A 24425-nucleotide genomic window follows, 5' to 3' on the forward strand; every position below is an offset into this window, starting at 1 on the left:
GGCTTATTGCCGGGGAATCCCGGCCTGGGCGACGACTTCGCTCCAGCGCTTGATCTCGCGTTCGATCATCGACTTCATCTGGACGGGCGAAGAGGGCGCGGGTTCGCTGCCCAGTGATGCCAGCGTTGCCTTGACGCCCGGGTCGCCGAGCGCCGCTCGCACGCTGCGATCAAGGCGCTCGATTGCCTGCGGCGGCGTGCCACCGGGCGCCGCGAGTCCCAGCCAGGAGCGGATCTCGAAGCCCTTCAGCACGCTCGCGACGGCAGGCACCTCCGGCATCGACGGCCAGGGTTGTGCGCTGGTGACCGCCAGCGCACGCAGCCGGCCCGACTGGATGTGCGGCGTTGCAACGGTCAGCGTGTCCGCCAGGATGTCGACGTCGCCCGCGATCACCGCCTGCACCGGTGCGCCGCCGCCGCGATAGGGCACGTGCAGCAGCCTGACGCCGGCGCTGACGCCCAGCAGTTCCCCGACCATGTGCTGCGTCGAGCCCACGCCCACGGAAGTGAATGTGACCCGCTCCGGCGCCTGCCGCGCAGTGGCGAGCAGTTCCGCGAGATTCCTGGCCGGATGCTCCGCGCGCACGGCGATGACGAAGGGAAAGCTCGTCACGGTCGAGACGAATGCGAAGTCCTTCACCGGTTCGTAGGGCAGCGTCTTGCGCAGCGCGGCCGACACTGTGTGCGCGCCGGTGAGCATGACGATGTTGTAGCCATCGGGCCGGGCCTTGGCCACGAAGTCCGTGGCGATCAGCCCGCCCGCGCCGCTCTTGATATCGACGACCACGGGCTGCTTCAGCGTCTCCTGCATCTTCTGCGCGAGCAGGCGCGAGACGACATCGGCGTTGCCGCCTGCACCGAATCCGTGGCAAAGCTGTATCGGGTGGCTGGGGTAGTCGCTCTGCGCGCGAGCCGGGGGCTGCAGCGCGAGTGCGGAGGCGGTGGCGACGACGAAGTCGCGCCGGGTGAAAGCCGTCATGGTCGTTGTCTCTTTCCGTCAGGCCTTGGCGGCCCTGAACCCGTGCCATACCGTGTCGTAGTCCGGCTGCAGATTGGCGGCTCCAAGCGCTTGCGCCGTGGGCCGGAACACGTGGCGGCTCTCGAACATGAAGGCCAGCGTGTTGTCGAGGCGGTGCGGCTTGAGTTCGGCCGTGCTTGCCCGCTCGAAGGTGGCGGCGTCCGGCCCGTGCGGCAGCATGCAGTTGTGCAGGCTCACGCCGCCGGGCACGAAGCCTTCGGCCTTCGCATCGTACACGCCGCGCACCAGCCCCATCAGTTCGCTCATCACGTTGCGGTGGAACCAGGGCGGGCGGAAGGTGTCTTCCGCCACCAGCCAGCGCGGCGGGAAGATCACGAAATCGCAGTTGGCAACGCCGGGCGTGTCGGTGCCGGAGGTCAGCACCGTGTAGATCGACGGATCGGGATGGTCGAAGCTGATCGTGCCGATGGCCATGAACCGCGCCAGGTCGTACTTGCAGGGAGTCAGGTTGCCGTGCCACGCGACCACGTTCAGCGGCGTGCCGGCCTGCGTGCCTTCCCAGAGGTGGCCCATGAACTTGTTGACGATGCGCACGGGGCCGGCGTCTTCCTCGAAGGCCGCCATGGGCGCCAGGAAGTCGCGTGCATTGGCCAGCCCGTTCGACCCGATCGGCCCCAGCTCCGGCAGGCGAAAGGGCGCACCGTAGTTCTCGCAGACATAGCCCCGCGCCTCGCCTTCGCCCTCGCCCTCCTGCAGCGCGACGCGAAACCGCATGCCCCGCGGCACCAGCGCGATCTCGCCGGGGGCGACGTGCAGGCGGCCCAGTTCGGTATGGAGCAGCAGCGCGCCATGCTGCGGCACGATCAGCAGTTCGCCGTCGGAGTTCGCGAGGTAGCGCCCGTCCATCGAGCGGTTCGCGCGATAGACATGCACTGCCGAGCCTGTCTGCGCGTGCGGGTCGCCGTTGCCGGCGATGGTCAGCATGCCGTCGACGAAGTCCGCGTCCCCGGCCGGCATCGGCCAGGGGTTCCAGCGCAGCCGGTTGGCCGGTGTTTCCGCTTCGGTGAATGGCCCGCTGCGCCAGTTGCCGTCGTCGATGCGCGCGAAGGCCTCGTGCATGGCGCTGGGGCGCCTCCTGTACATCCAGGTGCGCCGGTTGTGGTCACGCGGCGCCGTGAAAGCCGTGCCTGACAGCAGCTCGGCATACAGGCCCAGCGGCGCCTGCTGCGGCGAGTTGTGCCCGACGGGCAGGGCGCCCGGAAGCGCCTCGCTGGCGAACTGGTTGCCGAATCCGCTCTGGTAGTCGAGCGTTGTCATGGTGTCTCCATCCTTTGTTCCGGATCGATGCGGTCGTCAGTCCTGCCACCGGGGCGTGAAGAAGGGCGCCGGAAGCAGGATCTTCGATTCCTGGCTCTGCAGCAGCGGAAGCATTTCCACCACGTAGGCCTTCCATGCCGGGTCGGCCATCAGGAGCTCCCGCCGCTCGGCGCGCTCGTTCATGTCCACGTAGGCCCACATGTGGATCACCTGGTTGAGCGGGCCGGTTTCGGTGCGGTAGTAGCCGACCATGCGGCCGAGGATGCGGCGCTGTATTGCCAGGCCCTTGGCCTCGTACAGCGACAGGTAGGCCCGCCACTGGCCGGGGTGGGTGGTGTAGGTGCGTTGCTCCACGAGCATGCGGGCGGTCGTGTCGGGTCCGGCTGTCACAGGCTGTGCCCTCCGTCGATGACGATCCGCGTGCCCGTGGCCGTGCGCAGGTGCGTCACGCAGGCCAGCACGGCGAGCGCCACGTCCTGCGGCGTGACGATGCGCCCGAGCGGCGTGGCGGCCGCCTTCTTGAGCAGGTCGTCGCGGTTGCGCCCGCGAACGAAATCGGTGTCGACCGCTGCGGGCGAAACGCCGACGAAGCGCACGGGGCCGAAGGCTCTTGCCATCGACACGGTCATGGTGTCGAGCGCCGCCTTGGCCGCGCAGTAGGCGATGTTGCTGCCCAGGCCCGTGAAGGCGGACACGGAAGACACGTTGACGACGACCGCATCGGTGGACGCACTCAGCAGCGGCATGAGCGCACGCGTGATGGCATACGGGCCGCCGACGTTGGCTGCGAGTATTTCGTCGAACAGCGCTGGTGCCAGCGCATCCAGGTCGCCGTGCGCAATGCGCTGCGTGAAGCCGGCGGAATTCACGAGCACGTCGACGCGGCCGAAGCTGCGATGCAGGGTGTCCGCCATGGCGGCGTGCGCCGCGCTGTCGGTCAGCGGAATCCGCAGCGTGCTGTGGTCATCGCCTGGCAGTTCATCGCGCAGTGCCTGTGCACGCTCCGCGCCTTCGTTGTAGCCGATGACGACCGTCGCTCCCGCGTCCGCCAGCACGCGCACGCAGGCGGCGCCGATGCCGCTGCTGCCGCCGGTGACGACGGCGACCCTGTTTTTCAGCGCCAGAGCGCATTCCTGCATCGTGCTCATCGAAACCTCCCGCAAAGCGCCCTGTGCTTTTTCATGACTGCCCTTGATCGTTGGGTTCCATCGCTCGTCCCGCCGTTCGGCAAGAGTGGTGTCCGATAGACGGGGCGCCGCTATGGCTCCAGCGGGAATTGTTTTCTAATGACTCGCTTCAAACCAGTCGTTTGTCCATCAATCGAACATGAAAACGCCCTCCGATGCAGGCTCGCTGAAACGAGGCGTGGTGATTCTCAAATTGCTGGCCACCGCTGGCCCTCGCGGGTTGGCGCTGACCGAGCTGTCCGAGAAATCGCAGATCCCGCATCCATCGGTGCATCGCATCCTGGGGCAGCTGGCCGCGGAACGACTGGCGGTCTTCAACGATGAGCTCCGGCGCTACAAGCTCGGGCCCCTGGCATTCGAACTGGGTGTGGCCGGCTCGACCATGCACGACATCCGCGACCTGTGCGACCCTGCGATGGGCACGCTGGCGCAGGAGACGGGCGACACCGTCTACCTGGTCGTGCGCAGCAGCTTCGATGCGGTCTGCATGCACCGCCGCGAGGGGGCCTTTCCCGTCCGCGCGCTGGTGCTCGAGGTCGGCAGCCGGCGCCCGCTGGGCGTGGGCGCCGGCGGGCTCGCGATCCTGTCGGCCATCGACGACGAAGAGCGGGCCCACATCATCGAAAGGGTGGGGCCGAGCCTGGCGGCCTTCGGAAAGTTGTCGCCGCAGGATCTGGCGCAGGCCTGTGTGCAGACGCGCGCCATGGGCGCCGCGGTGATCCAGAACCGTGTGAGCCTGGGCGTCAAGGCGGTCGGCGTGCCCTTCAGGGATTCGATGGGGCAGGCCGTGGGCGCGCTGAGCGTTGCCGCCCTGTCGCAGCGGCTGAGCCAGCGGCGCATCGAGCAGGTGGCCGAGATGCTGCGCAGTGCCACGCAGTCGGTGGAGGTGCTGCTGCGCAAGCGCAAGACCTGAGGCGGCTGGCTGCTTCTTCAGCCGCCGCCGTGCTGCCGCAGGCAGGCTTCGACCCGCGTCACGAGATACGCCGGTGTTTCGAGCATCGGGTAGTGGCCGGCATTCGGCAGCGTCTCGATCTGCGCGTGCGGGTACATGCGGGGGAAGGTGGCTTGCACGAAGTCGGAAGACACGCCCCCGTCGTGCTCGCCCACCAGCACCATCAGCGGCGCGCGCAGCCCCGCAGCCCTGTCGGAGAAATCGGTTTTCGAGAATGCGCCGAAGTAGTCCTCGAAAGCGACGGGCTCGGAGGTGCTGCGCTGGTGGGCCAGGATCGAGCGGGCCAGTGCAGGCGTCAGGCGCGAGCCCAGCGAGCTCTCGATCACGCCGAGTGCCGCCTCGTCGCTCCTGCCCGCCGATGCGAACAGCGCCGCGACCTCCGCCGGCAGCGGCACGCCGGAAGCCGGCACCGGCGTCACGCACACGGCGGCCTGTATGCGGTCGGGCGCATCGATTGCCACTCGCTGCGCCACCATGCCGCCCATGGAATGGCCGAGCAGGCTGAAGCGCCCCCACCCCAGCCGGTCGGCGAGTTCGAGGCTGTCGGCGGCAATCTCCGCGATCGTGTGCTCGCCCCCGATGGCGCGGGAGGCGCCGTAGCCGCGGTAGTCGGGAAAGGCATACGTGAAGGCTTTCTCGTCCAGCAGCGGATAGGTCGGCGCCCATACGCCGTGGTCGCCGAACCAGCCGTGCAGGACCATCACCCGCTGGGGGCCGCTGCCCCGGATTTCGTGGCCCAGAGTCATGTGTGTTCTCCTTTGCCCGTGCGGGCGTGCCGTGTCAGTCGATCTTGATGCCCGCGGTGCCGATCACCTTGGCCCACTTCGACGATTCGCTCGCGATGGTGCTCGCGAACTGGGCCGGTGTGCTTGCGACGGCCTCGACGGTCTGGTCGCTCAGCTGCCGACGGACTTCGGGGTCGGCAAGCACTTTCTGCAGTTCGGAAGACAGCCGTTCGATGACCGCGCCCGGCGTGCCCGCGGGCGCATGCAGGCCGAACCACAGTGCCGAGTCGAAGCCGGCGATGCCGGCTTCCGCAAAGGTCGGCACCTGCGGCAGGGCGGCAAGGCGATGCCGGCCGATGACCGCCAGCGCCTTGACCTTTTCGGCGGTGACCTGCGCCATCACCGGCGCTGCCGGCGTGAAGGCCAGGTCCACCCGGCCGGCCATGACGTCGGTCAGCGCCTGGGCGCCTCCCTTGTAGGGCACGTGCGTCAGGCGCACCTGGGCCGACTGGTTGAACAGCTCGCCGTAGAGGTGCGTGAAGGTGCCATTGCCCGAAGAGCCGTAGCTGAACTTGCCGGGCGCTTCGGACGCCGCGGCAACCAGTTCCTTGACCGTGCGGGCGGGCAGGTCGGCGCGCGCGATCAGCAGCGCGGGCGCTTCGGCGAGCAGCGTCACCGGCGTCAGGTCCTTGACGAAACTGAAGCGGAGATTCGGATACAGGCTGGGGTTGATGACATTCGCGGTGGTGCTCAGCAGCAGCGTGTGGCCATCGGGTGCGGCATGGGCCACGGCTTCGGCGGCGATGCTGCTGCCCGCGCCCGGCCGGTTCTCGACGATCACGGGCTGCCCCAGGGCCTGCCCCATGCGCGGCCCGAGGATGCGCACGATCAGGTCCCCGGTGCTTCCGGCCGGAAATCCGACAAGGATGCGGATCGGCTTTTCCGGGTAGGTGGCGGATGCGGCGGGCGCACATGCGCCCGCCAGCGCGAAGGCGGCCACGAGGGGCGCAAGAAATGAAAGTCGCATGGTGATGTCTCCTTTTTTGTTTTCCTCGCCGCGCCGCGCCGGCGCTGCCGTTCAGCGCGAGCCCAGCACGTTGGCCAGCAGGCCCGCCCCGTAGAGCACTGCATTGGGTTCGTGGTGGCGCGGCGCGGTCGCCAGGAACTGCTTCACCGCTTGCACGGCCGGCACGGGGAAGGAGAGAAGGCGCTGCACCAGGGCATCGCCCTCGGCCTGCAGTCGACCGCTCTCGACGACCCGGCCCACGATTCCCGCAGCCAGCGCCTCGCGCGCGCCGATGGGCTCCGCGCCGAAGACCAGGTGCGCCAGCGCTTTGGCCGGCATGCGGTCCAGCAGCGGTGCCATGGCGATGCAGGGCGGAATGCCGCGTTCGAGTTCGCGCAGCGCGAAGCTGCTGTCTTCCTCGCACAGCGTGAGATCGCAGCGCGCGGCCAGCACCGTTCCGATGCCCCATGCCCGGCCCGCCACCATCCCGACCACCGGCGAGCGGCAGCGGCCGAACGCCTCGTAGAGCCTCTGGATCGGCCCCGCGTCGTCGCGCAGCACGTCGGCCGCATTGACCCCGGCACCGGGCGGCGGCGGCGCCATCTCGCGGCCCAGGCAGAAGTCAGGGCCTTCGGCGCGCAGCACGATCACCCGGCTGTCGCGCGCGGCATCCAGCGCTTCGGCCAGCGCCAGCGCCATGGCGTTGGTGAGCCGGTTGCCGGCCTCCGCGCGCTGCAGCCGGATGGTGGCCACCTCGTCGCGCACATCGCAACCGATCCAGGAAGTTTCAGGCGTGGTCATTGGGTGCCGTCTCCTGCAGGCGTTCGGCCATCCAGTCGCAGACCAGGCTCAGCGCGGGCTCCGGCCGGTCGAGGTTCACGTGGGCTGCACCGCCTTCTTCTTCGGTGAACACGCGCAGCTGCTTGTGGCGCGAACTCACCGCCTCCAGCAGGCGCTGGGCTTCCGAAGGCGGCGCATGCCGGTCGTTGGCGCCGTGCACGATGAACAGGTCGCAGTCGATGCGACTGGCTACGCTCTCGAGGCGGAAATCCTCCAGCTTGCGGAATGCGTTTTCCCAGTCGGGCACGCCGAGGATTCGCAGGATCTGCTTGCCGGTAGTGCCCAGCGGCGCGCTGTTGCCCAGTTGCGTGGCGCCCTGGCCCGGCACGTAGCCGACGCGCCGGACCATGCAGGCATGCGTGTCGAAGACCGCGCCCATCACGGCGCAGGCCTTGATTCGCTTTTCGAACGCGACGGCGCGCGGTGCGTAGTAGCCGCCCCAGCTGGCCGCCACCATGCCGATGCGTGCAGGGTCCACGTCCTGGCGCTGCACGAGCCAGTCGACGCAGGCCGTCACCGGCTTCTCGAAATCGTGGCGAGCGGTCAGGCCATGCACGCGCAGCGCCGAGCCCTGGCCCGGACCGTCGAAGGCGAGCGTGGCGATTCCGCGCCGCGCGAGATTCAACGCCACGTAGAACATCTCTTCCTTGTTGGCGTCCAGTCCATCGGACAGGAGCGCCACCGGCCCCGGGCCGCTGCGGCCCACGGCGGGCACCAGGTAGGCCGGAATCACGCTGCCCTCGAAAGGAATGTCGACCAGCTCGATGCCCGGGTCGCGGTTCCGCGCGAAGGTCTCGAAGCACGACAGGTGCTTGGCGTAGGAAAGTTCAGCGCGGGGGTCGTCGGGGTCCAGCAGCCCCTCGGCCCACTGGTGATAGACCGAGGCGCGCAACGAAAAATCGCTGGCGCTGACGCGATGGCCGCGCGACAGGGCGTCGGCGGCAGATTGCTCCAGCTGGCGCCCGAGCTCTCCCCACGCGCGATGCCAGGCCTCCACGTCGCCGGAAGGCTGCACCCGCGCCGCGTCTTTCAGGCGGGAGCAGGCCCAGTCGATTTCGCCGAACAGTCCGCCCGCGGCGATGGCGCGGAGCACGGCGAGAGACCAGCGGTAGTTTTCGGGGAAGTAGAAGAACATGGTTTTTCAGAGGGGGGCGGGCTGGCGCCCGGCGGTCCCGCGTCAGGTCGATGAATCGATCCATTGTTCGCGCACCCATCTCCCGAAACCATGGCTTTGTCCGATAGATGAACATGAGAATTGCCAACGCCTGCGTCTGGCGTTGCTCCGTCACCCGGTGGCCGGACCCGGCGCCTACCTTTCCCCGGACTCGAAGAGCGCCAGGTGAGCAGTGCGCAGCTGAAATTTCTGGATCTTGCCCGTCGGCGTCATCGGCATCCCGTCGACGAAGCGGATCGACTTGGGCACCTCGAACCGGCCGAGGCGCTCCTTGCAGAACGCCAGCAGTTCATCTTCACCGCACGAGCCGTCATTGCGGCGCAAGACCACGAACGCGGCGACCGCTTCGCCCCAGTGCGGATGCGGCAGGCCCACCACGGCCGCGGCGCCGATGGCGGGGTGGGCGAGCAGCACGGCCTCCAGCTTGACGCTGGAAACGTTCTCCCCGCCGGTCTTGATCATGTCCTTCTTGCGGTCGAGAAACAGCATGTGCCCGTCGGCGTCGAGCATGCCGATGTCGCCGGTGTGGTGCCACCCGAAGCGGCGCGCCGCGGCGGTGGCCTCCGGGTCCTTGAGGTAGCCGAGAAAGACGTTGGGCCCGCGATGGACGATCTCGCCGACCTGGCCCGGCCCGAGCAGCCGGCCGTCGTCGTCCATGACGGCGGTCTCCACCCCCGCCACCGATACGCCCCAGCAGTTGCCGTCCTTGCCCGGGTGGTCGCTCGCGCGGTAGACCATGGTCGGCGGGTACATCTCGGTCTGGCCGGTGCCCAGGCGCACGTCGGGGCACATGTCGCGCCGGATGTCCGCGAGCAGGTTCTTCGGCATCGGCGCCAGGCCGTACATGCACAGGCGCAGCGAAGAGAAGTCGGTTTGCGGGCGCTGGGGGTGCTTCATCAGCGCATCGAACATCATCGGCAGGCACGACAGCCAGGTGATGCGTTCGCGCCCGATGGCCGCCAGCATGGCCACGGGATCGAAGCCGTTGGCGAGCCACAGCGTTGCGCCGACCATCAATGCGCCGGTGCTGATGGCGTGCTGGGCGCAATGGAACAGCGGCAGCACCGAGACGACGACGTCGCGCTCGGTGGCCTCGAAGCTTTGCGCGCAGCTCAGCAGCGCGCCATGGACCGAGCGATGGGAATGCATCACGCCCTTCTGCTTTCCCGTGGTGCCGCTGGTGTACATGATGAGCGCGAGGTCATCGTCGCCTCGGGCAGTGGCCAGCGGCTGCGCCGGTGGGCGCGATGCCAGCGCGTCGAAATGCAGCGTGCCGGCGGTGGCATGGTGCTGTGCGCCGATCACCACCGTCAGCAGGCCCAGGCGCTCGACCAGCGTGCGCAGCGCCGCCACTTCGAACAGCGCTGCATCGATGAAGACCGCGCTGGCTTCGGCGTGACTCAGCACATGCTCGATCGAGGCCGCATCGAGCTGGACATTGACCGGCACCCAGACGTTGCCCGACTTGTGGATGGCCTGGATGGCCGCGAGGTGCTCGATCGAGTTGACGCACATCGTCGCGATGCGGCGATCGGCGAGTTCATGGTCGCGCAGTGCCTCTCCCACGCGCTCGCTCGCGGCATCGAGCGCTGCAAACGTGACCCGCCGGTCACCCTGGATGACTGCGATCTTCTCCGGATCTCGCCTAGCGCTACGCCGCACGACGTCTGCGAGCGAAATACGGGCGATGCTTGCGCGTTCGGCGTCGGCTGCTTGCATGCGTTGGTCTCCTTGGGGCGGCACGGCGGCCTGGTCACGGTTCCACGAAAAAGTCGATCAGCGGCTCGACGCCCGGCGTTACCAGGTAGGGCTCGAAGTCGGTGACGCCGGCATCGCGCAGCACCTGCTCGTCGATCAGCAGCTGGCCGGTGAGCTCGCGGCTCGGCCGGGTCAGGATGTGCCACGCGGCGTCCGCCATGATGGTCGGCAGGCGGGCCTGTCCCGCCACGTCGGGCGCCGCGATGCGCAGGGCGCTGGTGGCGATGACGGTGCGCGGCCACAGCGAGTTGCTCGCAATGCCGCGCCCGCGCAGCTCTTCGGCGAGGCCTCGGCTGAGCATGCTCATTGCGTACTTCGAGGTGGTGTAGGCCGCATGGCGCGCGAACCACTTGGGGCTCATGTCCAGCGGCGGCGACAGGGTCAGGATGTGCGGGTTGGCGGCCTTCTCGAGATGCGGCAGGCAGGCCTGTGCGCACAGGTAGCTGCCCCGTGCGTTGATCTCGAACATCAGGTCGTAGCGCTTCATCGGCGTGCGCTCGACGGTCTCGAGGTGGATCGCGCTGGCGTTGTTGACCAGGATGTCGATGCCGCCGAAGCGCTCCACCGCCGCGTCGACTGCGCTGCGGACCTGGGCTTCGTCACGCACGTCGACCACCACCGCGAGGGCCTGTCCGCCGGCGGCGACGATTTCTTCGGCTGCGCTGTGGATCGTGCCGGGCAGGCGGGGGTCGGCCGTTGCCGTCTTGGCCGCAACCACGATGTTGGCGCCATCGCGCGCGGCCCTCAGGGCAATGGCCTTGCCGATGCCACGGCTGGCACCGGTGATGAAGAGGGTTTTCGATTTCAGGGACGGCATGGACACTCCGCAATCGCGATCGGCTATCGCAAGAGTCCGCAGGCTATTCGCCGGCGCGGAAGAAAACTTGCGCCGACTGGCTGCGCGCGTCGCAGCCAATCGACGCAAGGCGCCGCGGAATGTGCGTGCGACCATCGGCGCGGCAACTTCCGGCGTCGAGCCCTCCATCCGATGATCACGCTCTACCACTGCGCGAATGCACGTTCGTTCCGCGTTCTCTGGATGCTGGAAGAGCTCGGCGCTCCCTACCGGCTGGAGATGCTGCCGTTTCCGCCGCGGGTGCTGCATCGCGAGTACCTCAAGATCAACCCGCAGGGCACGGTGCCTCTGCTGGTCGATGGCGAAACGCGCATGACCGAGTCGGCGGCCATCTGCCAGTACCTGGCCAGCATCAACGCTCCCACCTCGCTGAACGTGGAGCGCGAGGAGGCCGGCTATGGGGACTACCTGAACTGGCTTCACTTTGGCGAGGCCTCGCTGACCTTTCCGCAGACCCTGGTGCTTCGCTACACGCTGCTGGAGCCGGAGGACCGCCGCCAGCCCCAGGCCGCGGAGGACTACGCCCAGTTCTTTTTCGTGCGCCTGCGGGCGCTCGAGAGGTTGCTGGAGGCGCAAGACTTCGCATGCGCCGGCCGGTTCACGGCGGCTGACATCTCGATCGGCTACGCGCTGCTGCTGGCCAGGGTGCTGGGCCATCACGAGCGCTTCGGCCCCGCGGTACAGCAGTATTGGAAGCGCCTGAGCTCGCGCGCAGGCTTCGAGCGCGCGATGGCGGTGCAGGACGCGGCGGCCGCCCGGCAGGGTATTCAGCAGTTGCCGACGCCCGGAATAGGGCTCGGCAGACGCCCATAGGCACGGGATGACCGACAGCGGCGCTGGCCGATGGCCTACAGGCATTGGCCTGCATGGCTCACCGCGCGTGGCCATGGGGCTGCGAGGATGCGTCCATGCACCGCGCAAGCACCGACCTCGCGACCTCCCCATGACTTTCAAGGCCTATCTAGTCGAGGACAGCCCCGTGATTCGCGAGAACCTCGTCGGATTCCTGGAAGACGTGACCGACGCCAAGGTGGTGGCCTCCGCCAGCACCGAGGAGGAGGCCGTGGCCTGGCTGCACCAGCACACCGGCGACTGGGACCTGACCATCGTCGACCTGTTCCTGCGGCGCGGCAACGGGCTGGGCGTGATCCGCGCCTGCCGCCACCGGGCGCCGCACCAGAAGGTGATCGTGCTGAGCAACTACGCCAACGCCGCCATGCGCGAGCGTTCGCGGCAACTGGGCGCCGACGCCTTCTTCGACAAGTCGGCCGAGCTCGACCAGCTGGTGGACTTTTGTGCGCAGGTGCGCGCGTCCCTTCCCGGCTGATGCAGGGTGACGCCGGCTGACGCGCGCATGACTGGGTCGCGCGCCTTTCTGGGGTAAAACGCCACGCTGCCGCTCTAGCGGCAACCGGACAACGGCAACTCCCCAGGAAAGCGACAGAGAGACATGAGCAACAGCAACAGCAGCAACATCGACTTCAAGGGCCGCGTGGCCATCGTGACCGGCGCGGGCGGCGGCCTGGGTCGCCAGCATGCGCTGGCACTTGCGGCGCGTGGCGCCAAGGTGGTGGTCAACGACCTGGGCGGCGCGCGCGACGGCTCCGGCGGCTCGGTAAGCGCCGCGCAGGCGGTGGTCGACGAGATCAAGGCGGCCGGCGGCGAGGCCATTGCCAACGGCGCATCCGTCACCGACTTCGAGGCGGTGCAGGCCATGGTCAAGCAGGCGGTCGATGCCTGGGGCCGCGTCGACATCCTCGTCAACAACGCCGGCATCCTGCGCGACAAGAGCTTCGCCAAGATGGAACTGGCCGACTTCAAGCTGGTGGTCGACGTGCACCTGATGGGCGCCGTGAACTGCACCAAGGCCGTCTGGGCGCTCATGAACGAGCAGAAGTACGGCCGCATCGTGATGACCACCTCGTCCACCGGCCTGTACGGCAACTTCGGCCAGAGCAACTACGGCGCAGCCAAGCTCGCGCTGGTGGGCCTCATGCAAACGCTGAGCATCGAAGGCGCGAAGAACGACATCCGCGTGAACTGCCTGGCGCCCACCGCCGCCACCCGCATGACGGAGGACCTGTTCCCCAAGGAAATGCTCGAAGCCTTCCGCCCCGAGGCCGTGGTGCCCGCGATGCTGGTGCTGGCCGCGCAGGACGCGCCCAACCGCACCATCCTCTGCGCCGGCGCAGGCACCTTCGAGGCCGCGCACATCACGCTGACGCAGGGCGCCTGGCTGGGCATTGCCGCCGACACACCCGAGCAGCTGGCGGCGCGCCTGTCGGAAGTGACCGAGCGCGAAGGCGAGGCCGTGCCGCAAAGCGGCGCGGCGCAGGGCGCGAACGAAGTCGCCAAGGGCATGGCGAACGCGAAGAGGGGCTGACCGGCCCGGGTGTTCATGGCGCGCTTGACCTCGAGTGCACTCGAGCATTTCCAATGAATTCACCGGATGTCCGGTTCATTCATCGAAGACAAGGAAATGAAGCCATGAACACGATCGACAACAAGGCCCTGGTCCAGCGCATCCACGACGAGCTGGACAAGGGCAACGGCCAGGTCTTCGTCGACAGCCTTGCCGACGACGCCAGCTGGAAGCTCGAAGGCTCCACCGCGTGGTCGCGCACCTACCGGGGCAAGAAGGCGATTCGCGAAGAGCTGCTGAACCCGCTCTTCGCGCAGTTCGCGGGGCCCTACGTGAGCAAGACCGAGCGCCTCATTGCCGAGGGCGACCGGGTGGTGGTGCTGTTCAGCGGCGACGTGCCCACCAAGGCCGGCAAGCGCTACAACAACCGCTACTGCTACGTCTACCGACTTGAAGGAGGCAAGGTGAAAGAGCTGACCGAGTACTTCGACACCGCACTGGTCCAGGAGGCGCTGCAGGCGCCTTCGGCCACGGCGGCCGCCCATGCCGGCTGACACGGGCACGCCTTTTCACATCGGCGAGCTGGCCACGCGCACCGGCCGCACGGTGCACGCCATCCGCTGGTACGAAACGCAGGGCCTCGTGCCCGGCGTGGCGCGCGACGAGGGCGGCCGGCGCCTGTACGTCGAGCTGCACGTCGGCTGGCTCGACCTGATGGAGCGCTTGCGCCGCACCGGCATGTCGATTGCCGAGATGCGCGAATACACCGCGCTGGCGGTGCAGGGCAAGGTCACGCTGCGCCAGCGGCGCGACATGCTCGCGGCCCACCGCGAGCGCGTGACCGAGACCATCGCCGAGTGGAAGCGGGCGCTGTCGCTGGTCGACCGCAAGATCGACTTCTACGACGAGTGGATGGCCAGCGGCCACCGCCCGCCGCTCGTTCCTGCCGAGACGCCCAGCCTGAAGCCGCCGAAACGCGGCAGGCGCAGCGCTGCTGCTGCTGCGGCTACTCCGCGATAAAGCTCGGGTCGGTGCGGATCGAGCCGCGGTCGCGGTGGTTGTGAAGGCGGCCCAGCGTGTTGTCCAGCAAACGCTTGAGCTTGTCGGCCGCGCCGCGGAAGGCCTCGTCGAGGCTGGCCGCGTGCTGTGTTACCGCCAGCGGCTGGTGGTGCGCCAGGCGCGCTTCCATCACGCAGCACTTGTCGCCGCCGCCGGTCTTGTCGTGGTTCTCGTCGCTCAGATGCACCTCGACGCGCGTCACGTCCTCGACGAAACGGCTCAGGTGCTGCTTGATCTCGGTGTCGGCCCAACGCTCCAGCGCGTCCTTGTTGGTGATGCCGTTGCTCGTGTTGACCTGAATCTGCATGCAATGTCCCTGCTGGATGGATGAACGAAAGCCCACTTTGCGCGCCGAAGCGCCGCGGTGCACGTAGGTCTGTTCCCTACCCATGTGCCGGGCAGGGTCCGCAATGCGGCGAGCCGGGTCAGCTCTGGATGTACGTGGTCAGCTGCTCGATGGTGGCCTCGTGGTCCGAGATGATGTCGTCCATCAGGTCTTGGATGGAGATCATGCCGACCACCTTGTCGCCGTCGACCACCGGCAGGTGGCGAAACTTGCGCTGGCTCATCAGCGTCATGCAGGCGCGCGTGCGGGTCTGCGGGGTGACGGTCATCACGTCGGGCGTCATGATCTCGCGCACCTTCACTTCCTTCGAGTTCTTGCCCTGCAGCGCAACCTTGCGGGTGTAGTCGCGTTCGGAGAGAAAGCCCACCAGCTTCTCGCCTTCCATCACCATCAGCGCACCCACCTCGAAGCGGGCCAGGGTGGCCAGCGCGTCGAACACGCTGGTGTCGGGGGAGGTGCGCCATGCTGCGGAATCATGGCGCTTGAGCAGTTCGGAGACGGGTTTCATCGCGGGTAACTCCATCAAAGGGTTTTCGATTCGACCGACGCTCGGGCGCCGCACTCGGTCAAATCATAGGGGCGATAACTGCCCCCGCGATGCAAAACCCTCTAAGGGATTGCGCGTGTGTGCAAGGCACGCGCAATGCGAGAGAACTTAAGGTTGTTGCGCAGGCGCTGCCGCCAGCACGCGGCTCAGCGCCACAGGGTCGCCCACCACCGCCTTCACGAGGCCCTTCTCGTCGAACTGCACCTGGAACTCCGACCAGCTGTCGCGCCAGTAGCGCCACACGGGTGCATCGAGGCTCGGGTTCTCGCTGGCCACCGGGTAGGCGATGGCCATCAGCACCTGCTCGCGCGTCATGCCGGGCATCACCTTGCCGGCGAGGATGGCGTCGCGGACTGCGGGCGGGAAGGCCGCCATCTTCTGCTTCGGGTCTTCGGTCACCACGTAGCGCTGCGCGAACGCGGGCAGCGGGATGTTGCGGCTGTAGTCGTTCTTGATGCGCTGCGGCTTGCCGGCGAGGTCCAGGCTGAACCAGCGGAAGTCGTAGGCCGTGATGCGCGCCGGCGTGCCCACGGCGACGATGCGCGTGCCCTGCTCGTCGTAGTTGATGTCGCTGATCGAGTCGCCGTAGGTGCGCATGTTGCAGCACAGGAAGCCGCTGACCAGCGGGCCGGGCGGCGGGGAGGGCCGCTGGGCATGGACGACGGACACGGGCACGACGGTGGCTGCCAGCAGGGCGGCAGCGGCAAGGCGCTTGAGCATGGATTTCCCTCGGAGTTGTTGGTATTGCTGCGGGGGCAGCGCGCGGATTCTAGGGTCGAACAAGCCGAAGGCGAAGGCACAATGCCCGGTTGCAGCTATCGAAAGCGTAGCAACAAGCTCCCGTTCAGGTTCCCGGTTCACAATGCGCACCCGGCCCCCTCGGCGGCCCCCCATTCTCAGACAGCCAGACAGCGCGAAAGAAAGAGCCCATCGATGGCGATCCAGTGGTTCCCCGGTCACATGTATTCGACCCAGAAGGCCATCACCGAACGGGTGAAGGACATCGACGTGGTCATCGAGCTGCTCGACGCGCGCCTGCCTGGCTCCAGCGCCAACCCGATGCTGGCCGAACTCACGGCCGGCCGGCCCACGCTCAAGGTGCTCAACAAGCAGGACCTGGCCGACCCCGCGCGCACCGTGCTCTGGCTGGCGCACTACAACGCGCTGCCCGCCACGCGCGCTATCGGCCTGGACGCGAGCCAGACCACGCCCGCGCAACAGCTCGTGAAGGCCTGCCACGAGCTGTCGCCCAACCGCGGCGGCATGGCCAAGCCGATGCGCGTGCTGATCTGCGGCATTCCCAACGTGGGCAAGTCCACCCTCATCAACACGCTCACCGGCGGGCGCAAGGCCAAGACCGGCGACGAGGCCGGCATCACCAAGCTCGAACAGCGCATCACGCTGGCCGACGACTTCTATCTTTGGGACACGCCCGGCATGCTGTGGCCGCGCATCATCGTGCCCAAGAGCGGCTACAACCTCGCGGCCAGCGGTGCGGTGGGGCGCAACGCCTTCGACGAGGAAGAGGTGGCGCTGGAACTGCTCAACTATCTCAAGATGCACTACGCCGCCGGCGTGGCCGCGCGCTTCAAGCTCGTGGAGCTCGACGCCGAGACCATGGCCAGCATGAAGGACGAGTCGCTGCTCGACACCATCGGCCGCAAGCGCGGCGCGCTGCTGGGCAAGGGCAAGGTCAACCTGCAGAAGGCGGCGGAGATCGTGATGCACGAGTTCCGCGCAGGCAACCTCGGGCGCGTCACGCTCGAAACGCCCGACGAGTTCGCGCTGTGGCTGGCCGATGGCCAGCGTGCCGACGCCGAGCGTGCTGCAAAGAAGGCGGCGCGCAAGCAAAAGGGCAAGCCGAAGCCCGAGACTGCGCCCGAACAGGACGCCTGAGGCTGCCGCGATGCCTGCCGTGTCCGATTGGCAGCAGGCGCTGGCGCGGCGCTTTCCCGAACTGGCGCCGGCATCGCTGGCAGCACTCGTCGCCCAGGCGCGCAGCGAGCCGCTGGACGCGCACCAGACCCTGCTGGCGGCCGGCAGCGCCTGGCAGCATGCATTCTGGGTCGAGCGCGGCCTGCTGCGGCTCTTCTACATCGACAGCGAGGGGCGCGAGTCGAACAAGAACTTCCACGCCGAGGACGCGTTCATCTGGCCCGTGACCGAGATGATGCGGCGCGAACCAGCAGCCTTCTTCATCGCGGCGCTGACGCCGGCCACGGTCTGGCGCCTTCCGTATGGCGCGCTGCAGGCTTCGGTGGGTGCGCTGCCTTCGTGGACCGCGCTGCAGTTGCACGCACTGGCCGGGCTGCTCGACGACAAGATGCGGCGCGAGCAGGTCTTCCTGCAGTGCACGGCGCGCCAGCGCTACGAGGCCCTGCTGCGCGAGCGCCCCGAATGGACCGGCCGCATTCCGCTGCGCCATCTGGCGTCGTACCTGGGCATGACCGACGTGTCGCTGTCGCGGCTGCGTGCCGAGATGGGGCTTATCGACGGTTAAGGCGCCGGGCCGCCAGCGGCCCGACAGTGAGGGCCTTTCTGTGCAGGAGGAGCCCCGCCATGTTCTTTCACCCGTCGACGATCCGGTTGTCGCTCGCGTGCCATGCGCTCGCCATCTTCTGGCTGGGCGTGATGGCCGGGTTCTTCTGGACCTACAGTGCCAACGTCAACTTCGCCACCCTGCAGATGGACGGCGCCACTTACGCGCTGGTGCAGTCGAGCCTGAACCGCAACGTGCGGCACGCGATGTTCTTCGGCTTCTTCTTCGGCCCGCCGTTGCTGTGCGCGCTGGCCGTGGGCACGGCATGGACCGCGCGCCGCGAGGGCTGGTGGTGGTGCCTGCTGCTGGCCGGTGTGCTCTACGGCCTGGGGATCGTGGTGTTCACGGCGCAGGTCAATCTGCCGCTCAATGCCTACACCGAGTCGTGGAATCCGCAAGGGCTGCCCTCCGACTGGGCGCAGACGCGCTCGCGCTGGAACGCAGCGAATCTCTGGCGCACAGTCGCCGCCGCGCTGGCCTTCGGGCTAGCGCTCGCGGCACTGTGCGCACGTGCTGTGACAGCAGGTCAGTCCAGCGCGAACAGCGCCCTGGCGGCCTCGTCGAGCGCGGCGACGCGGTGCGAATCGGAGCGCGGGCCGGCGGCCGCCAGCGCGCGCTGATACATCGCAAGGCGCGTGGCCGACACCGGCCGGCACAGCGGCCGCCCCGCCGTTTGCGCCACGCCGCGCCCGGGCACCACGTAGCGCCCCGGGTTGAGCCGCGCGAAGCGGATGTACGCCTGCAGCGTGGGGAGCATGTCGGCATGCAGCGCGTCCATGCGCTTTTCCGCCTCCTTGCCGATCTGCGCGTAGCCCTTTGCGTCTTTCGTCACCGGCAGGCCGAGGATGTCGGCCATGTCGATCTCGAAATGCGTGAAGTCGCCGTAGGGGCGCTTGCAGTCGATGAGGAAGCTGAGCCAGTTCGCACGCCGCAGCAGGCGGATGTGCTCGTCCGTCACGTCGAAGGCCGTGCGCTGCGCGAAGGGCGGCTCGAAGGTGTAGTGCCCGGCGACGAAGCTCGCATGCAGGAAGAAGGCGCTGGTCACGTTCACGAACCGGTCGAAGGCCGGCGAGCTGCCGCCGTCGAGCAGGTCTTCGTACTGTTCGAGCGACATGTCGGGCGGCACCATGCCCGGCGCGCCCGATTCGCAGTCGATCCACTCGGCCCGGCTGCGGCGGAACCAGTCGATGTCCGCCTGCGTGATCTCGATGCTGCCGGGTGAAGGCTGGGTCGGTGCGGATGCGGCGGGCACGTTTTTCTGCTCGCAGCCCGTTGCGGCGAGCAGGGCGGACGCGGCGCAGGCGGCCGACAGGGCCAATGCGTCCCGCCGATGGATCCATCTCACGTTGCTGTCTCCCGAAAAAAGCAATTCGACGCCCGAGGATGCCACGCCGGCCTGACACGGGCCTGAGGATGGCCCGGTGTAGGCTTGCCGGTCATCGACATCGCAAGGAGCGACATGACGCAAGCAGCGCAGGGCCAGGACGACAACGCTGGCGACGACGAAAACCTCTCGCCGGGCTGGGACGCCATCACCGCCGCACTGGAGCGCCTCTATCCGGGCCAGGAGCCGAAGCACTACGCCACCGTCCTCAAGTGGATGTTCGGCGGGCCCGATCCGCTCGACGGCGTGAGCGTGTGGAAGCGCATGGAGCCGGTGTCGCACTGGCACTACCTCAGCTATGGGCTCAGCGAGCTGTACGCCAAGGAATCGGGCGATGCCGACACCAGCGGCTACGGTTTCGAGCTGACTTTTCGCCTGGCCTGCGAGCCCGACGAGGCCGAGCCGCCCGCATGGGCCATCAACTTCCTGCAGAACCTCGCGCGCTACGTGTTCAAGAGCGGCAACGTATTCGACGACGGCCACTGGATGACCGCCAACGGCCCCATCGCGCTGGAGCGCGAGACGCTGATCTGCTCGATGGGCTTCGTGTTCGACCCTGAGCTGCCGGCCATCGACACGCCGAACGGGCGCATGCGTTTCCTCCAGGTCGTCGGGCTGACGGAAGACGAGGAACGGGCATGCAAGCGCTGGGACACGCGCAAGCTGCTTGATGCGCTGCTGCCCGCGATGCCGCTGTGGGTGACCGACCTCGCGCGGCCTTCGCTGCTCGACGACCCCGAGGTGCGCCGGCGCGTGGAGGAGGGCGCGGCGCGCGACGGTTCGTCCAGCGGTTTTCTCTTCACCGACGTGCTCGGCTGGGAGACGAGCAAGCGGCTGCTGCGCGCGCCGGTCACCGAGATCACGGTCGGCGCACGCCAGGTCGACGAACTGGTCGCGCTGCTGCCGTTGCGACTGCCCTTCGGCCGCGGGTTTCATTTTGCGAGCCGCGAGCGCGCGCTGGTCTTCGAGCACGGTGATGCCGACCGCGTGGCCGAGGAAGACGGCAAGCTGACATTGCACCTGAGCGACGCCACCGTGCGCGAACTGGCCCGCACGCTGAAGCCGGTCGCGGGCACGTATGAGGTGCCGGGCTTCGGCGCTGTGCGCTGGAAGGTCCAGAAGACGACGATCAGGGATCCGCAGGGAAATGTGGTGCGCACCGTCGGCTGATTGCTGGTCGGCGCGATGGGCGCCGCTGTCGCCAATGCAACTTAGCACGACCCCTTTCGTCACGCGTGTGACGGCGTTTGCCATGAGCGGTTCGTAGAGTGGATCGAACCACTTCTCACCCACTCGCAAAGGACACGCCATGCTCGAGATCGTCAAGGCCACCAACGCGGCCGCTTCCTTCAATCGCTGGGCCGGCATCGAGGCCACCCAGGCCGGCAACGGCGAGGCGGAACTGCGCATGAACTGGCGCGCGGAGGACATGGGGCAGTTCGCCGGCTTCCTCCATGCGGGAATGATCTCCGCGTTGCTCGACACCGTGAGCGGCTACGCGGCCGGCACGCTGGCGGGCCGCGTGATGACTTCGCACTTCTCGGTCAACTTCATGTCGCCCGCGGTGGGCAGTGCCTTCGTGGCGCGCGGGCGCGTGGCGAAGGCCGGGCGCAAGCAGGTGTTTGTCGCGTCCGAGCTCTATGCGCAGCCCGAAGGCAAGGTCGACGATGCTCTCAAGCTCGTGGCGACGGGGAACGCAATCCTCGTTCCCGTGGACGAGCTTCAGCTGAAGCCGCGCGCCTGAGCTTCAGCCCGAACAGCGGCCGCAGCACGTTGAAGCGGCGGATCAGCCCATCCGTCAGCGCCCAGCAGCCGAAAAGCGTCAACGCCACCAGCAGCGCGGGCTCGATCACCGGGCCGAGCGCGAGCGGAGCCAGCGCGGTCACGCCGACGATGATCAGCGTCTGGTGCAGCACGTACCACGGGTACACCGATTCGTTGGCCCAGCGCAGCCAGGGCCACGGGCGGTTCAGGTGGCGGTGGCCATGGCCGAGGATGGTGGCGACGGCAAGCCACAGGTAGAGCATGCGCAGGGTGTCCATCAGCGGGCCGGCGGCCTGGCCCTTCGCGCCGGTGCGCAGCGCGATGAAGATGGCGATCACCGCGACCGCCAGCGCGAGCGACACGCGGCGCAGCCGCTCAAGCTCTTTCCACACGCCGGTGTCCACGCCCATCCAGTAGCCGTAGAGAAACATCGTGAAGTAGAGGCTGTGCAGGTGGAAGTCGCGCACCAGGTTGTGCGTGGGCGGAAAGCGCGAGGCCAGCAGCATCGTGAAGACGAGCAGCGGCACCACAGGCAGCAACAGCAGCTTCCAGCCACGCAGGCCGTTGAAGCCGCGGCGCAGCCACTGGCCGGCGGCGGAGTTCCACAGCGGCAGCGTCAGCGCGATCAGCGCGGTGTAGGTAAAGAGGTAGGGCAGGTACCAGAGATGGTTCCAGGTGATGCCGAACTCCGCGCCATCGAAGGCCCGCTTCGGCCACGGCTCGGCCATCGACAGGTAGCGCAGCAGGAAGGCGCCGAAGCCCGGCGCGACCAGCCCGCTGGCCACGCCCTGCGCATAGGCCTGGTAGGGCACGATCACCGCCATGCCGAAGGCCAGCGGCAGCATCAGCCGAAGGCCCCGGCTGCGCAGCAGGCCCCAGGTGCCCTGGCCCCGGCTGAGGAAGCCGAGCGACACGCCGGAGATCAGGAAGACGAGATCCATGCGCCAGAGGTTCAGGATGCGCATCGGCCACTGCAGCCATTCGGCCGCATGCGGGCTCTTGAGGTGCCACGGCCAGTCGGCCACGTAGTACATGCCCACGTGATAGAGGATGACGAAGAGGAAGGCCAGCGCGCGCAGGGCGTCGATGTCGTGGCGGCGATGGTCGGGCGGGAGGTTTTGGGTGGTCATCGGGGCTCCTTGAAGCTGGAAGCGGCGATGCTCGGCCTCGTGTTCCCCGCGTGGCACGCCCGGGGGACGGATCGCCCGCGCTTTGTGACGAGCGGTGGCCCTGAGGGACGAAAAGGGACGAAATTCGCCGCCCCAAGGCCCGTTTTCGGGAGAATCCCGGACATGGGAGACCCCCGCAAGAACCTGTACGAGCGCTACGAGCCAGTCCGCCGCTATGTGGAGGTGGCGTTCTGGATCGTGCTGATGACGCTGCAGGCCGTGTTCAGCACGATGGTGGCGATCGTCGACGTGCGCACGCGCGCCGTGCCGCGGGCCAACTGGGAGGTCGCGACCTGGGAGGGTTCGAGCCACCTGGTGCTGTTGCTGCTGGTTCCGGCGCTGGTTGCCGTCGAGCGCCGGTTGTCGCCGCTGGTGCGCACCCACGTGCTGCGCTTCGTGGCCTGGCATGCGGTGGCCAGCGTGGTCTTCAGCGTGATCCACGTGGTGGGCATGTTCGGGCTGCGGGCGCTGGTCTATGCCATGGCCGGCGAGCGCTACGACTTCGGCGGCTGGGTCAGCCAGTGGGGCTACGAGTACCTGAAAGACGTGCGGGTGTACGCGAGCATCGTCTTCGGCATCTGGGCGTACCGGCTGTTCATGTTGCGGCTGCAGGGCGAGGCGCGGGTGCTCGATGCGCCCGAAGCACCGGCGGAGCCGGAGCCCGTCGAACCCGAAACCCCGCAGCCTGCGCGCCCCGAGCGCTTTCTGGTGCGCAAGCTGCGTCGCGAATTCCTCATCGCGGCTACCGACATCGACTGGCTCCAGGCCGAGGGCAACTACGTCGGCCTGCACGTCAACGGCCACGACTACCTGCTGCGCGCCACGCTCACCGACTTCCTGACCCAGCTCGACCCTGCCCGCTTCGTGCGCGTGCACCGCAGCCACGCCGTGAACCTGGGGCGTATCAAGGAAATCGAGCCGCTGGACGGTGGCGACGCCCGGCTGCACATGCACGACGGCACTACCGTGCCCTGCAGCCGCCGCTACCGGGACGCGCTGCGCGCCGGGGCGGGCTGATCCGGTGCATCGCGGGCTGAGTAAAGCCCGCTATTGGTTCACAACGCACCATCGAAGAGCTTTGGGCACCATTTTTGCTTCATTGGCCCGCCGCTCCGGGTGATTCGGGTGCGGCGCACCAATTCAAACCAAAAATCAGCAAGAAGCTCCAATGGACGCACTCAAACAGGGCGCAGACGCGCTGTTCATCCTTCTCGGCGCCATCATGGTCCTGGCCATGCACGCCGGTTTTGCTTTTCTCGAACTGGGGACAGTGCGCAAGAAGAACCAGGTCAATGCGCTGGTGAAGATCCTGGTCGACTTCTCGGTCTCGACCATCGTGTATTTTCTGGTGGGCTATGGCGTGGCCTACGGCACGCATTTCTTCGTGAGCGCCACCGAACTGTCGGCAAGAAGCGGCTACGAGCTGGTGAAGTTTTTCTTTTTGCTCACTTTCGCGGCGGCCATCCCGGCCATCATTTCGGGCGGCATTGCAGAGCGCGCCAAGTTCTGGCCGCAGCTGATCGCCACGGCGGTGATCGTCGGCTTCGTCTACCCGCTGTACGAGGGCATCGCCTGGAACAAGCACTTCGGCATCCAGGGCTGGATTGCCTCGCTCACCGGCCATGAGTTCCATGACTTCGCGGGCTCGGTGGTAGTGCACGCGGTGGGCGGCTGGCTGGCGCTGCCGGCGGTGCTGCTGCTGGGCGCGCGGCGCAACCGCTACCGGGGCGACGGCTCGCTGAGCGCGCATCCGCCGTCGAACATTCCGTTCCTGGCGCTGGGCGCGTGGGTGCTGTGCGTAGGCTGGTTCGGCTTCAACGTGATGAGCGCGCAGAGCATCGACAAGATTTCGGGCCTGGTGGCCGTCAACTCGCTGATGGCGATGGTCGGCGGCACGCTGGTGGCGCTGGCAATGGGCAAGAACGACCCGGGCTTCGTCTACAACGGCCCGCTCGCGGGGCTCGTGGCCGTGTGCGCCGGCTCCGACCTGATGCACCCGCTGGGCGCGCTGGTGGTGGGCGGCGTGGCGGGCGCCATCTTCGTCAAGATGTTCACGCTCACGCAGAACAAATGGAAGATCGACGACGTGCTCGGTGTGTGGCCGCTGCACGGCCTGTGCGGCACCTGGGGCGGTATAGCGGCGGGCATCTTCGGCACGCAGGCGCTGGGTGGCATCGGCGGTGTGAACGTGTGGGCGCAGCTCATCGGCACCGTCATCGGCGTGGCATGGGCGGGGCTGGCGGGCGCGGCGGTGTACGGCGCGCTGAAGGCCTCGCTGGGGCTGCGGTTGTCGCAGGAGGAGGAATACGACGGCGCTGACCTGTCGATTCACCACATCTCGGCCACGCCGGAGCGCGAGGTCAACTGGTAGTCACCAGTGCGGCAGGGCGGGTCTGTGTTTGCTTCGCGCAGGGCCGCTCAGCACGAACGCGCGCCCTGTAGCAAACTTGCCGGACCGCTTC

General features: G+C 67.9%; 28 protein-coding genes. 13 read left to right on the plus strand and 15 right to left on the minus strand.

What is annotated here, in order from left to right; genetic code table 11:
* Positions 1-3 precede the first annotated feature (3 nt).
* From AC07O3_RS32255 to AC07O3_RS32270, 4 genes are read right to left on the minus strand one after another with little or no spacing between them, the layout of a single operon-like run.
* A complete protein-coding gene (locus tag AC07O3_RS32255; protein WP_426392165.1) occupies positions 4-978 on the minus strand; it encodes a Bug family tripartite tricarboxylate transporter substrate binding protein in 975 nt (324 codons plus the stop codon).
* Positions 979-996: 18 nt separating this feature from the next.
* Positions 997-2295: a homogentisate 1,2-dioxygenase gene (gene hmgA / locus AC07O3_RS32260; protein WP_495341279.1), complete on the minus strand. Its 1299-nt coding sequence runs from the start codon at positions 2293-2295 to the stop codon at positions 997-999.
* A gap of 36 nt (positions 2296-2331) precedes the next feature.
* Positions 2332-2685, minus strand: a complete 354-nt coding sequence (locus AC07O3_RS32265) for an NIPSNAP family protein (protein ID WP_256329654.1) — start codon at positions 2683-2685, stop codon at positions 2332-2334.
* A complete protein-coding gene (locus tag AC07O3_RS32270; RefSeq protein WP_495341280.1) occupies positions 2682-3443 on the minus strand; it encodes an SDR family NAD(P)-dependent oxidoreductase in 762 nt (253 codons plus the stop codon). The genes AC07O3_RS32265 and AC07O3_RS32270 overlap by 4 nt, the downstream gene beginning before the upstream one ends.
* A 178-nt stretch (positions 3444-3621) precedes the next feature.
* Here AC07O3_RS32270 and AC07O3_RS32275 point away from each other — a divergent pair, with 178 nt between their 5' ends.
* Entirely contained in the window at positions 3622-4395 is a 774-nt protein-coding gene (locus AC07O3_RS32275) for an IclR family transcriptional regulator (protein ID WP_097199562.1), read from the plus strand.
* 17 nt (positions 4396-4412) lie between these two features.
* On the opposite strand, the gene AC07O3_RS32280 is transcribed toward AC07O3_RS32275, so the two are convergent.
* From AC07O3_RS32280 to AC07O3_RS32305, 6 genes are all read right to left on the minus strand, one after another.
* Positions 4413-5180: an alpha/beta fold hydrolase gene (locus tag AC07O3_RS32280; protein ID WP_495341281.1), complete on the minus strand. Its 768-nt coding sequence runs from the start codon at positions 5178-5180 to the stop codon at positions 4413-4415.
* Positions 5181-5214: 34 nt separating this feature from the next.
* The gene (locus tag AC07O3_RS32285; RefSeq protein ID WP_495341282.1) at positions 5215-6186 is read right to left on the minus strand and encodes a tripartite tricarboxylate transporter substrate binding protein; all 972 of its coding nucleotides are present in this window, start codon (positions 6184-6186) and stop codon (positions 5215-5217) included.
* A gap of 51 nt (positions 6187-6237) precedes the next feature.
* Positions 6238-6966, minus strand: coding sequence for an enoyl-CoA hydratase/isomerase family protein (locus AC07O3_RS32290; protein ID WP_495341283.1), 729 nt, complete (start codon positions 6964-6966; stop codon positions 6238-6240).
* Positions 6953-8140 carry an alpha/beta hydrolase family protein gene (locus tag AC07O3_RS32295; RefSeq protein ID WP_495341284.1) on the minus strand — a complete coding sequence of 396 codons (1188 nt, stop codon included), beginning with the start codon at positions 8138-8140 and terminating at the stop codon, positions 6953-6955. The genes AC07O3_RS32290 and AC07O3_RS32295 overlap by 14 nt, the downstream gene beginning before the upstream one ends.
* A 174-nt stretch (positions 8141-8314) precedes the next feature.
* Positions 8315-9898: a class I adenylate-forming enzyme family protein gene (locus AC07O3_RS32300; RefSeq protein WP_495341285.1), complete on the minus strand. Its 1584-nt coding sequence runs from the start codon at positions 9896-9898 to the stop codon at positions 8315-8317.
* 34 nt (positions 9899-9932) lie between these two features.
* Positions 9933-10754 (minus strand): SDR family oxidoreductase, encoded by an 822-nt coding sequence (locus AC07O3_RS32305; RefSeq protein WP_495341286.1) that lies wholly within the window; start codon positions 10752-10754, stop codon positions 9933-9935.
* Positions 10755-10925: 171 nt separating this feature from the next.
* Here AC07O3_RS32305 and AC07O3_RS32310 point away from each other — a divergent pair, with 171 nt between their 5' ends.
* The 5 genes from AC07O3_RS32310 to AC07O3_RS32330 all read left to right on the plus strand — a co-directional run bounded on the left by AC07O3_RS32310 (position 10926) and on the right by AC07O3_RS32330 (position 14175).
* Positions 10926-11606, plus strand: a complete 681-nt coding sequence (locus AC07O3_RS32310) for a glutathione S-transferase family protein (protein WP_495341287.1) — start codon at positions 10926-10928, stop codon at positions 11604-11606.
* Between the two features lie 130 nt (positions 11607-11736).
* Positions 11737-12120 carry a response regulator gene (locus AC07O3_RS32315; RefSeq protein ID WP_093059150.1) on the plus strand — a complete coding sequence of 128 codons (384 nt, stop codon included), beginning with the start codon at positions 11737-11739 and terminating at the stop codon, positions 12118-12120.
* A 123-nt stretch (positions 12121-12243) separates the two neighbouring features.
* Positions 12244-13176: an SDR family NAD(P)-dependent oxidoreductase gene (locus AC07O3_RS32320; protein WP_093059151.1), complete on the plus strand. Its 933-nt coding sequence runs from the start codon at positions 12244-12246 to the stop codon at positions 13174-13176.
* A 104-nt stretch (positions 13177-13280) separates the two neighbouring features.
* Positions 13281-13709 (plus strand): nuclear transport factor 2 family protein, encoded by a 429-nt coding sequence (locus tag AC07O3_RS32325; protein WP_495341288.1) that lies wholly within the window; start codon positions 13281-13283, stop codon positions 13707-13709.
* Positions 13699-14175 carry a MerR family transcriptional regulator gene (locus AC07O3_RS32330; protein WP_093078727.1) on the plus strand — a complete coding sequence of 159 codons (477 nt, stop codon included), beginning with the start codon at positions 13699-13701 and terminating at the stop codon, positions 14173-14175. The genes AC07O3_RS32325 and AC07O3_RS32330 overlap by 11 nt, the downstream gene beginning before the upstream one ends.
* On the opposite strand, the gene AC07O3_RS32335 is transcribed toward AC07O3_RS32330, so the two are convergent.
* The 3 genes from AC07O3_RS32335 to AC07O3_RS32345 all read right to left on the minus strand — a co-directional run bounded on the left by AC07O3_RS32335 (position 14162) and on the right by AC07O3_RS32345 (position 15827).
* Complete coding sequence (locus tag AC07O3_RS32335; RefSeq protein WP_093059157.1) at positions 14162-14521, minus strand: HPF/RaiA family ribosome-associated protein; 360 nt, start codon at positions 14519-14521, stop codon at positions 14162-14164. The genes AC07O3_RS32330 and AC07O3_RS32335 overlap by 14 nt on opposite strands.
* A 118-nt stretch (positions 14522-14639) precedes the next feature.
* Positions 14640-15068, minus strand: coding sequence for a CBS domain-containing protein (locus AC07O3_RS32340; protein WP_093059159.1), 429 nt, complete (start codon positions 15066-15068; stop codon positions 14640-14642).
* A 147-nt stretch (positions 15069-15215) separates the two neighbouring features.
* A complete protein-coding gene (locus tag AC07O3_RS32345; RefSeq protein WP_093177794.1) occupies positions 15216-15827 on the minus strand; it encodes a cell envelope protein SmpA in 612 nt (203 codons plus the stop codon).
* Positions 15828-16040: 213 nt separating this feature from the next.
* Here AC07O3_RS32345 and ylqF point away from each other — a divergent pair, with 213 nt between their 5' ends.
* From ylqF to AC07O3_RS32360, 3 genes are read left to right on the plus strand one after another with little or no spacing between them, the layout of a single operon-like run.
* Entirely contained in the window at positions 16041-17003 is a 963-nt protein-coding gene (ylqF, locus tag AC07O3_RS32350; protein WP_093059163.1) for a ribosome biogenesis GTPase YlqF, read from the plus strand.
* Positions 17004-17013: 10 nt separating this feature from the next.
* Positions 17014-17607 carry a Crp/Fnr family transcriptional regulator gene (locus tag AC07O3_RS32355; protein ID WP_093177792.1) on the plus strand — a complete coding sequence of 198 codons (594 nt, stop codon included), beginning with the start codon at positions 17014-17016 and terminating at the stop codon, positions 17605-17607.
* Positions 17608-17666: 59 nt separating this feature from the next.
* Entirely contained in the window at positions 17667-18266 is a 600-nt protein-coding gene (locus tag AC07O3_RS32360) for an anthrone oxygenase family protein (RefSeq protein ID WP_495341289.1), read from the plus strand.
* Here AC07O3_RS32360 and AC07O3_RS32365 read toward each other — a convergent pair.
* Complete coding sequence (locus tag AC07O3_RS32365; RefSeq protein ID WP_426392189.1) at positions 18173-18991, minus strand: hypothetical protein; 819 nt, start codon at positions 18989-18991, stop codon at positions 18173-18175. The genes AC07O3_RS32360 and AC07O3_RS32365 overlap by 94 nt on opposite strands.
* Before the next feature lie 114 nt (positions 18992-19105).
* On the opposite strand from AC07O3_RS32365, the gene AC07O3_RS32370 reads away from it, so the two are divergent.
* Positions 19106-20200, plus strand: a complete 1095-nt coding sequence (locus AC07O3_RS32370; protein WP_495341290.1) for a suppressor of fused domain protein — start codon at positions 19106-19108, stop codon at positions 20198-20200.
* A gap of 139 nt (positions 20201-20339) precedes the next feature.
* Positions 20340-20774, plus strand: coding sequence for a PaaI family thioesterase (locus AC07O3_RS32375; RefSeq protein WP_495341291.1), 435 nt, complete (start codon positions 20340-20342; stop codon positions 20772-20774).
* Here AC07O3_RS32375 and AC07O3_RS32380 read toward each other — a convergent pair.
* The gene (locus AC07O3_RS32380; RefSeq protein ID WP_495341292.1) at positions 20704-21924 is read right to left on the minus strand and encodes an acyltransferase family protein; all 1221 of its coding nucleotides are present in this window, start codon (positions 21922-21924) and stop codon (positions 20704-20706) included. The genes AC07O3_RS32375 and AC07O3_RS32380 overlap by 71 nt on opposite strands.
* A 162-nt stretch (positions 21925-22086) precedes the next feature.
* Here AC07O3_RS32380 and AC07O3_RS32385 point away from each other — a divergent pair, with 162 nt between their 5' ends.
* Both AC07O3_RS32385 and AC07O3_RS32390 read left to right on the plus strand, forming a co-directional pair.
* Positions 22087-22980, plus strand: a complete 894-nt coding sequence (locus AC07O3_RS32385) for a LytTR family DNA-binding domain-containing protein (RefSeq protein WP_093177785.1) — start codon at positions 22087-22089, stop codon at positions 22978-22980.
* A gap of 151 nt (positions 22981-23131) precedes the next feature.
* Entirely contained in the window at positions 23132-24334 is a 1203-nt protein-coding gene (locus AC07O3_RS32390) for an ammonium transporter (protein WP_093059179.1), read from the plus strand.
* Positions 24335-24425 lie beyond the last annotated feature (91 nt).

It is taken from the genome of Variovorax sp. GW821-FHT09D05, assembly GCF_059416325.1.

Excerpts from the sequence above, each read along its gene's own strand:
- AC07O3_RS32255 (WP_426392165.1), bottom strand. The coding sequence starts at position 978 with ATGACGGCTTTCACCCGGCGCGACTTCGTCGTCGCCACCGCCTCCGCA.
- hmgA (WP_495341279.1), bottom strand. The coding sequence starts at position 2,295 with ATGACAACGCTCGACTACCAGAGCGGATTCGGCAACCAGTTCGCCAGC.
- AC07O3_RS32270 (WP_495341280.1), bottom strand. The coding sequence starts at position 3,443 with ATGAGCACGATGCAGGAATGCGCTCTGGCGCTGAAAAACAGGGTCGCC.
- AC07O3_RS32275 (WP_097199562.1), top strand. The coding sequence starts at position 3,622 with ATGAAAACGCCCTCCGATGCAGGCTCGCTGAAACGAGGCGTGGTGATT.
- AC07O3_RS32280 (WP_495341281.1), bottom strand. The coding sequence starts at position 5,180 with ATGACTCTGGGCCACGAAATCCGGGGCAGCGGCCCCCAGCGGGTGATG.
- AC07O3_RS32285 (WP_495341282.1), bottom strand. The coding sequence starts at position 6,186 with ATGCGACTTTCATTTCTTGCGCCCCTCGTGGCCGCCTTCGCGCTGGCG.
- AC07O3_RS32290 (WP_495341283.1), bottom strand. The coding sequence starts at position 6,966 with ATGACCACGCCTGAAACTTCCTGGATCGGTTGCGATGTGCGCGACGAG.
- AC07O3_RS32295 (WP_495341284.1), bottom strand. The coding sequence starts at position 8,140 with ATGTTCTTCTACTTCCCCGAAAACTACCGCTGGTCTCTCGCCGTGCTC.
- AC07O3_RS32300 (WP_495341285.1), bottom strand. The coding sequence starts at position 9,898 with ATGCAAGCAGCCGACGCCGAACGCGCAAGCATCGCCCGTATTTCGCTC.
- AC07O3_RS32305 (WP_495341286.1), bottom strand. The coding sequence starts at position 10,754 with ATGCCGTCCCTGAAATCGAAAACCCTCTTCATCACCGGTGCCAGCCGT.
- AC07O3_RS32310 (WP_495341287.1), top strand. The coding sequence starts at position 10,926 with ATGATCACGCTCTACCACTGCGCGAATGCACGTTCGTTCCGCGTTCTC.
- AC07O3_RS32315 (WP_093059150.1), top strand. The coding sequence starts at position 11,737 with ATGACTTTCAAGGCCTATCTAGTCGAGGACAGCCCCGTGATTCGCGAG.
- AC07O3_RS32320 (WP_093059151.1), top strand. The coding sequence starts at position 12,244 with ATGAGCAACAGCAACAGCAGCAACATCGACTTCAAGGGCCGCGTGGCC.
- AC07O3_RS32325 (WP_495341288.1), top strand. The coding sequence starts at position 13,281 with ATGAACACGATCGACAACAAGGCCCTGGTCCAGCGCATCCACGACGAG.
- AC07O3_RS32330 (WP_093078727.1), top strand. The coding sequence starts at position 13,699 with ATGCCGGCTGACACGGGCACGCCTTTTCACATCGGCGAGCTGGCCACG.
- AC07O3_RS32335 (WP_093059157.1), bottom strand. The coding sequence starts at position 14,521 with ATGCAGATTCAGGTCAACACGAGCAACGGCATCACCAACAAGGACGCG.
- AC07O3_RS32340 (WP_093059159.1), bottom strand. The coding sequence starts at position 15,068 with ATGAAACCCGTCTCCGAACTGCTCAAGCGCCATGATTCCGCAGCATGG.
- AC07O3_RS32345 (WP_093177794.1), bottom strand. The coding sequence starts at position 15,827 with ATGCTCAAGCGCCTTGCCGCTGCCGCCCTGCTGGCAGCCACCGTCGTG.
- ylqF (WP_093059163.1), top strand. The coding sequence starts at position 16,041 with ATGGCGATCCAGTGGTTCCCCGGTCACATGTATTCGACCCAGAAGGCC.
- AC07O3_RS32355 (WP_093177792.1), top strand. The coding sequence starts at position 17,014 with ATGCCTGCCGTGTCCGATTGGCAGCAGGCGCTGGCGCGGCGCTTTCCC.
- AC07O3_RS32360 (WP_495341289.1), top strand. The coding sequence starts at position 17,667 with ATGTTCTTTCACCCGTCGACGATCCGGTTGTCGCTCGCGTGCCATGCG.
- AC07O3_RS32370 (WP_495341290.1), top strand. The coding sequence starts at position 19,106 with ATGACGCAAGCAGCGCAGGGCCAGGACGACAACGCTGGCGACGACGAA.
- AC07O3_RS32375 (WP_495341291.1), top strand. The coding sequence starts at position 20,340 with ATGCTCGAGATCGTCAAGGCCACCAACGCGGCCGCTTCCTTCAATCGC.
- AC07O3_RS32380 (WP_495341292.1), bottom strand. The coding sequence starts at position 21,924 with ATGACCACCCAAAACCTCCCGCCCGACCATCGCCGCCACGACATCGAC.
- AC07O3_RS32385 (WP_093177785.1), top strand. The coding sequence starts at position 22,087 with ATGGGAGACCCCCGCAAGAACCTGTACGAGCGCTACGAGCCAGTCCGC.
- AC07O3_RS32390 (WP_093059179.1), top strand. The coding sequence starts at position 23,132 with ATGGACGCACTCAAACAGGGCGCAGACGCGCTGTTCATCCTTCTCGGC.